Genomic DNA, 6,671 nt, shown 5'->3' with positions numbered 1-6,671 from the left:
GGATTATGGTGTAGGTTTCAAAAGAAAAAAACATAAAACCTCAATGTCTTATGACAGTTTGTATCTTATTTCAAAAAGACTAATCAATTTTATAGGGCTTAATTTAAATTTAAAAAAGTAAGAATTTTAATTAAAAACCTATTTTAAAATCTCCAAAAGCCGATTCCACGCCTTTTCTCTAGCCTGGATATTTTCTAAAGATGCGTCTGGTTATACGCCACTTCTCATAAAACCATGTCCGCCACCCAGATAGATTTCATAGTCATAAAAATTTCCAAGTTGATTCATGCCTTCTTCTGTTTTTGGTATTGTTGCATTTACTCTAGCATCGTTACCCCCATAAAATGCGTACACAGGAACTTGAATTTTAGCCAAGTCTACTTTATCTTTTGGAGCAGTGCCATAAAAGACAATAACCTCTTCTAAATCTGGATTGTGAGTAGCATAACTATAACGTTGTGAGCCACCCCAACAAAACCCAACAACAGAAACTTCTCCATTTCCTGCAGGGATAGATTTAGCATAGTCGAAGGCAGCATCCAAATCTGAAGTCACCTGCTTTGGGTTCAATTCATATAAGGCGTTACGAGCAAGATCAGAATTTTAAAAATCGCTGGTTTTGGACATATTTTCTGAAGCCTTGGATAATAAATCTAGAGCTATGGCTATAAATTCCTTGGCAGCCATCTCATCTGAAAACGTCTTGCCCAGTCGTTTAGCCCTCTATTTTCGTGAATGACTAGGATTACCTTTGCTTTTTGGGATACTTCTGGATATGTATAAGGTGCGCACATCATTCTCTAATCCTATCCATTCGTGATACCTAGGTGACTTTTCTAAAACTTCTAGATCTGATTGCGCTGATATTGTATGAGCAATAAACAGCAAACCAATTGTCAAAACTTTTGAAAGCATCATTTCTATGATTTAAGTTCAACAATTCAATAAATTTAAATCACTACAACCGAAGAGCCCATAAAGCTCCTAAGGCAATAATAATAGCGAGTCCGTAACTCAACAAGGTCCCAATAAGCACATATTCTGTTAGCTTTCTGTCCTTAGATCTAGATAGATCGCTAAAGCGAAATATAGATTTAGCTGCAATCAAAAACCCTATACCAGCCCAATACTCCATAACTACAAATCCAAAAATGAATAAACGTTCTAAGATCCCTATGTATAAGCCTGCCTTCTCCAGAGCTTCACCATCAAAGGTTTTGAGATCCCATTTAGATAAAGCTACTTTCAAAATAACAGCAGATACGGAAGTAAGCATTATAAAAGCTAAAATCCATATCATCCATTGTTCTGAAGGATTTAAAAAGCAAATCCAATTGATATCAAAATAAATCCCTAGTGCCCCTACAAGAATAAGAAGATGCAACAATTGATCTCCAAAAAAAAGAGAGGAAGCCGGTAAGCGATGCTTTAGTTTAATTTTAATGACATCTATGATTAAATGACTTAATCCTATAACTACGAGGACTGGAATTAATTTGATCTTGAAGGCTGTAAAAACAAACATCAAAAGGAAATGAATACCTATATGCAGCCATAAGTAGATAGACTTTAATCCTTTTTCTTCTTTATCTTTTACCCACTTGGTAGTTTGCAAGACAAAATCTCCCAAAAAGTGTGCTAGTAAAAGTTGAAGCAAAATCGTTGTCATTGTTTTAACATAATTGATTTGTAATACTTCAATAAACTTTGGATCTCCTTATATCCAGCCTTCTGAAGCGTAAAACTTAATGTACTTGGCGACTTTTTGAGCAGTTCTGCAATTTGCTTTTGAGTATAGCCTGGATGTTCTAAGATAACTTTAAGAGTAACCGAATCTACACTTGACCAAGCATTGAAGGTTAACAAACCTAAATCCAGCATTAAATTCAAAATTATATCTTGTTGTTCATCTCCAGTATTTATAGCTAAATGATCTGATTTTAAATTTTCAAAACACTCACCCGACCTGTAAAATGCCTCGCCTTGCTCCTCTGTTATTTTGCCAATAGGCCCTTTTGAATTTCCTATGCCTATAGCCAATCTTACATCTAGAGCACTAAATTGTTTAATGCAAGCTTTAATGTATAAGCAAGCTTCTAAACTGGATTCTATGTTGGTCTTTAATTGAAAGCTATCTCCTCTATAAACTTCCCAGTCTTCAGAAGAATTTCCATACCGATTCAAAGCCTTCTTTAAAGACTCAAGCCACTCTAAAGCTTTACCTTCTCTAGAATTAATGATGTCTCCAGTGATTACAGCTATCATAAAAATTAGTTTGAACCCTATAAAAATACAAAAATATTCGATATATACATCGGATTACTAGTTATTCGTTATATGTATCGAATTATTAATTATTCGATACATATAACGAATTTAATTAAATTCCAGGATTTATTCTTAAGTTTAAGTTATAGCTTGGCCCATTAGATGAAGAAGAAAGCCTTGATTTAATACCGAACATAAGCCAATAGATTTATCTACCCCAGTTTTACAAATAGAAATTCTATATTTAATTGCATTTAAAACTTGGTCTAATGACCAAAAAAGCAATCGAATTTTAAGTCACTTCAAAGATAAATTTAAGAAAAACCCCCGCTGCTTTAACTGCAAAAAAAGGAAATAAAAAAATGAAAAAGGTTAGGAGGGAATTGGGTGGTTTGCAGAATATACTTTAAGCTCACGGAAAATATTTTGTACTTGTTTGTATACAAGGCATGGATACTTCAGGAAAAGATAGCTTAATTCGTCAGGTGTTTTAAGACTTCAACATTAGAGAGATTATCGCTCACAGTTTCAAAAAACCCACATCACAAGAACTTAAGCATGATTTCATTTGGAGACATTATAAAGCTTTGCCTGCTCGTGGAGGGTATGCTGTCTTCAATCGGACACATTACGAAAATATTATTATTTCAAGAGTTCATCCAGAAATTATTCTCCATGAAAACAATCCATACATCAACTTTATTGAAAACATAACTGAAGAGTTTAGGACCAAAAGAATTCAGCAAACTAAAAATTTTAAAATACTATCAGTAGCAATGAGTGTATCATCTTTAAATTTTATTTGCACATTTCTATAGAGGAACAAAAACATAGACTCTTGAGAAGATTAAATAAGCCAGACAAAAATTGGAAAATCGCCCCTGAAGATATAGAAGAGCGCAAATTGTGGGAGAACTATAGTCTAAACTAAGAGAAAGCTATTAGTAAAACTTATACAAAAAGTGCTCCATGGTATGTCATCCCTTCAAATCATAAAGATCAAGCTAGGCTATTGGTTGCTGAAATTTTAAAAGAAAAAATGTCGTCTTACAAGGATATCCAAAATCCAAGTTCGCTTCCTCTTTTGGAAATGAAGCTGGATGAATACAAAAAATATTAAAAATGCAATATATTTTAATGTGTATTATCCTGAAAACATCCACTTGAAACTTAATATAAAGTGAGCTTAACTTATATTTGTGTTTGACACTAGCTTCAATGAAAACTCAAATTCTTATATTATTTATTTTTGCATTTCAAATTGGCCATTCTCAATCCATATTTGGAGAGGATAAGGTCATTACAAAAAGCATGTCAGAGCGCTGGGAGTTAGATGATGAAGATAAAAATGGGACCTTTAAATTAACTTATTACAATCCAGTGTATGTTTTACCCACACGCTGGTCCAATAACCCGAACGAATTACCACAAAGTGAAAACCCAGATAATAGTTTTGAAGACCCTGAAAATTATAATCAAATAGAAGCCAAATTTCAATTGAGTTTAAAAACTAAGCTCATTCAATCCTTTTTATTCGGTCATGGTGATATCTGGTTAGGTTACACTCAATTAGCAAATTGGCAAGTTTACAACGACCCCATCTCAAGACCTTTTAGAGAATTAAATTATGAGCCTGAACTTATTGTCAACTTCCCTCTCAACATCACTCTATTTGGGCTGAATTTAAGAATGGCTGGTTTTGCCTTAAATCATCAATCCAATGGTAGAGATTTACCGAGATCTAGAAGCTGGAATAGATTCATATTCCATGCAGCTTTCGAAAGAGATAACTTTCAAATGTACCTAAGACCATGGATAAGAATAGAAAATTCAGACAAAGACGACAACCCTTCTATAGAAAGTTATATAGGTCGTCTGGAAGCCACTTTTATATATAATATAAATAAACATAGCGTATTAGTTATTGGAAGAAATACAATGGATTTTGATGAAAACCGAGGGAGCTTGGAGGTTAACTATTTATATTCTGTAAAATCTAATCTTAGACTTCACTTACAAGTATTTACAGGTTATGGAGAAACCCTTATCGATTATAATCACAAGCAAACGACCATTGGTCTTGGAGTTTCCTTTATAGATTGGTAAGACACCGCAAGTCAATTTTTATTAAAGCCACCTGTGTATTTTTAGCGGGTGGATCTAAGAAAATAAAAAGGATTAAAATAACATTGCAGACAAGATTAAAATTACTCTAATTTGTGGTTTGTTTTATAAAAACTAAGCAGATTTTATGAATAATTCTTTTGCGCAGGATTAAAACGTACCTTTGCAAATAATTATATAAATGACCTATAATCCTATAGATTGTCATTTCAAAAAAACACTCTATGTTATTTAAGTCATTAGGACTCTCTGAAGCCCTTGTAAAAGCTGTAAGCTCACAAGGCTATGATACCCCAACACCTATTCAAGAAAAATCGATCCCTGCAGTATTGGAAGGGAAAGATGTTTTGGCGTCTGCCCAAACAGGGACGGGTAAAACCGCAGGTTTTACTTTACCTCTACTCCAATTGCTATCTCAAACACCACCCTTAAGAAATAGACCTGTACGTGCATTAATTTTGACGCCAACCCGAGAGTTGGCTGCCCAAGTTCATCAAAGCGTAAAAGACTATGGGAAATTTGTTGATTTGAGATCTACCGTTATTTTTGGTGGTGTCAATCAAAAGTCTCAAGTGTCTACCCTTCGAAATGGAGTAGATGTTTTAGTGGCGACTCCAGGTCGACTTATAGATTTGAACAATCAGGGTTTATTATCTCTAGCAAAAGTTGAAATCCTAGTTTTGGATGAAGCAGACCGTATGCTTGACATGGGCTTTTTAAGAGATATCAAAAAAATAATGAAACTTATTCCAAAACAGAGACAAACTCTACTGTTCTCTGCAACATTTTCTAGAGAAATAAGATCGCTAGCGAGTGAGTTTTTGAAAAACCCTGTGTCCGTAGAATCCACTCCTGAAAATACAACTGTGGAAGCTATTGAGCAGCAAGTCTATCGCGTTGCTAAAGAAAAAAAGACAGACTTGTTGATAAAATTAATTTCTGAGGGGAATTGGGAGCAAGTTCTTGTGTTTTCAAGAACTAAACACGGCGCTAATAAGTTAGCTAAAAAATTGGAAGCTGCTAAAATAGGAGCTGCTGCTATTCATGGTAATAAAAGCCAAGGTGCTAGAACCAAAGCTTTAGCGGGTTTTAAAAGTGGTAGTGTAAAAGTATTAGTAGCCACAGATATCGCTTCTCGTGGATTAGATATTCCATTATTACCTTATGTGGTCAATTTTGAATTACCTAATGTATCTGAAGATTACGTGCATAGAATTGGGAGAACAGGAAGAGCAGGTGCTAGTGGACTTGCCGTTTCTCTTGTAAGTGCCGACGAAACCGTATTTCTAAAAGATATTGAAAAATTAATTGGTGATAAAATTCCTATGGATATTATTGAAGGTTTTGAGCCAGACCCTAACGCTTCCACCAAACCCTTTAATCCTCAGCAACGCGGAAGAAAACCACAATCCAATTCTCGTTCTGGAGAATCTAATAGACCTCAAAGAGAGAAATCTAGTAGCTCTAGGCAAAGCTCAAACAAACCAAGGCGATAAACTTCAAAAAAGGGAAACATGAGCGTTCAAAAGAATAACCCTTTGCACGGCATTACTTTAGAACAAATCTTAACCGATTTGGAAGCTTTTTATGGCTGGGATTACCTTGGAGTGACTATCAACATACGGTGTTTTAAAGAAAATCCTTCTGTAAAATCTAGCCTTAAGTTTCTTCGTAAAACCCCTTGGGCAAGAACTAAAGTAGAGGGATTATATCTAAAGTTTCAAAGAGAAATTAATGGATAAGGCTCCTCCAGAATATTGGCTTAGGGGCTCTATTGAAGGTGTTCCAGATTTATTACAGCCTGCTGCTCATGCCTTATTACAATCCAAACTAGAAGCCTACAAATATACTGAGTCATTTGATGAAACCTTGCTGTGGACAACGCCTCATAGTAGAGCAAGTGTTGGATTTCACCTTCAGCATATCACCGGAGTTTTAGACAGAATGCTATCCTACGCTCAAGAAAAAAGTTTATCTGAAGTTCAATTTAAGGAATTAGAAAATGAAGATGTCCCTAATGCTGAAATTACAATAGATTCCCTGTGTCGTAACTTCGATACTAAAGTGGAAAAGGCGATAGACTATTTTAAAAAACTTCACCATACGGATTTAACCAGTAAGCGAAGTGTTGGCAGACAAGGATTACCCTCCACCCTTATTGGAATCTTATTTCATGCTGCTGAGCATAGTCAACGTCATATTGGACAACTTCTCGTTACTGTAAGTAGTCTTAAAATAGAAGATGGTGAGGCGAAATCTGCTCTTCTTTAGTTCTTATA

General features: G+C 34.9%; 7 protein-coding genes and 1 pseudogene. 5 read left to right on the top strand and 3 right to left on the bottom strand.

What is annotated here, in order from left to right; translation table 11 throughout:
- Nucleotides 1-210: 210 nt before the first annotated feature.
- The 3 genes from CXF67_RS18865 to CXF67_RS12275 form a co-directional block, all read right to left on the bottom strand.
- Nucleotides 211-555: a dienelactone hydrolase family protein gene (locus CXF67_RS18865; protein WP_257984683.1), complete on the bottom strand. Its 345-nt coding sequence runs from the start codon at nt 553-555 to the stop codon at nt 211-213.
- A 403-nt stretch (nt 556-958) separates the two neighbouring features.
- Nucleotides 959-1,669, bottom strand: coding sequence for a DUF3307 domain-containing protein (locus CXF67_RS12280; protein ID WP_102089012.1), 711 nt, complete (start codon nt 1,667-1,669; stop codon nt 959-961).
- Complete coding sequence (locus CXF67_RS12275; protein ID WP_102089011.1) at nt 1,666-2,265, bottom strand: transcriptional regulator; 600 nt, start codon at nt 2,263-2,265, stop codon at nt 1,666-1,668. Before CXF67_RS12275 ends, CXF67_RS12280 begins: the two co-directional genes overlap by 4 nt.
- 311 nt (nt 2,266-2,576) lie before the next feature.
- Here CXF67_RS12275 and CXF67_RS19215 point away from each other — a divergent pair.
- The 5 genes and pseudogenes from CXF67_RS19215 to CXF67_RS12250 all read left to right on the top strand — a co-directional run bounded on the left by CXF67_RS19215 (nt 2,577) and on the right by CXF67_RS12250 (nt 6,663).
- Nucleotides 2,577-3,388, top strand: a pseudogene (locus CXF67_RS19215) (PPK2 family polyphosphate kinase).
- A 98-nt stretch (nt 3,389-3,486) separates the two neighbouring features.
- Nucleotides 3,487-4,374, top strand: coding sequence for a phospholipase A (locus CXF67_RS12265; RefSeq protein WP_102089010.1), 888 nt, complete (start codon nt 3,487-3,489; stop codon nt 4,372-4,374).
- Nucleotides 4,375-4,616: 242 nt separating this feature from the next.
- Nucleotides 4,617-5,888, top strand: coding sequence for a DEAD/DEAH box helicase (locus tag CXF67_RS12260; protein WP_102089009.1), 1,272 nt, complete (start codon nt 4,617-4,619; stop codon nt 5,886-5,888).
- Nucleotides 5,889-5,906: 18 nt separating this feature from the next.
- Nucleotides 5,907-6,134 (top strand): VF530 family protein, encoded by a 228-nt coding sequence (locus CXF67_RS12255; RefSeq protein ID WP_102089008.1) that lies wholly within the window; start codon nt 5,907-5,909, stop codon nt 6,132-6,134.
- Nucleotides 6,127-6,663 (top strand): DinB family protein, encoded by a 537-nt coding sequence (locus tag CXF67_RS12250; RefSeq protein ID WP_102089007.1) that lies wholly within the window; start codon nt 6,127-6,129, stop codon nt 6,661-6,663. The genes CXF67_RS12255 and CXF67_RS12250 overlap by 8 nt, the downstream gene beginning before the upstream one ends.
- The last annotated feature ends 8 nt before the right edge of the window (nt 6,664-6,671 follow it).

The sequence above is a fragment of the Psychroflexus sp. MES1-P1E genome (genome assembly GCF_002836055.1).
Classification (GTDB): Bacteria; Bacteroidota; Bacteroidia; order Flavobacteriales; family Flavobacteriaceae; genus Psychroflexus.
The sequence above is the reverse complement of the archived record's forward strand: the minus strand, read 5'-3'. Positions and strand labels throughout refer to the sequence as shown.

Coding starts and splice junctions, on each gene's coding strand:
- CXF67_RS12280 (WP_102089012.1), bottom strand. CDS start 1,669: ATGACAACGATTTTGCTTCAACTTTTACTAGCACACTTTTTGGGAGAT.
- CXF67_RS12275 (WP_102089011.1), bottom strand. CDS start 2,265: ATGATAGCTGTAATCACTGGAGACATCATTAATTCTAGAGAAGGTAAA.
- CXF67_RS12265 (WP_102089010.1), top strand. CDS start 3,487: ATGAAAACTCAAATTCTTATATTATTTATTTTTGCATTTCAAATTGGC.
- CXF67_RS12260 (WP_102089009.1), top strand. CDS start 4,617: ATGTTATTTAAGTCATTAGGACTCTCTGAAGCCCTTGTAAAAGCTGTA.
- CXF67_RS12255 (WP_102089008.1), top strand. CDS start 5,907: ATGAGCGTTCAAAAGAATAACCCTTTGCACGGCATTACTTTAGAACAA.
- CXF67_RS12250 (WP_102089007.1), top strand. CDS start 6,127: ATGGATAAGGCTCCTCCAGAATATTGGCTTAGGGGCTCTATTGAAGGT.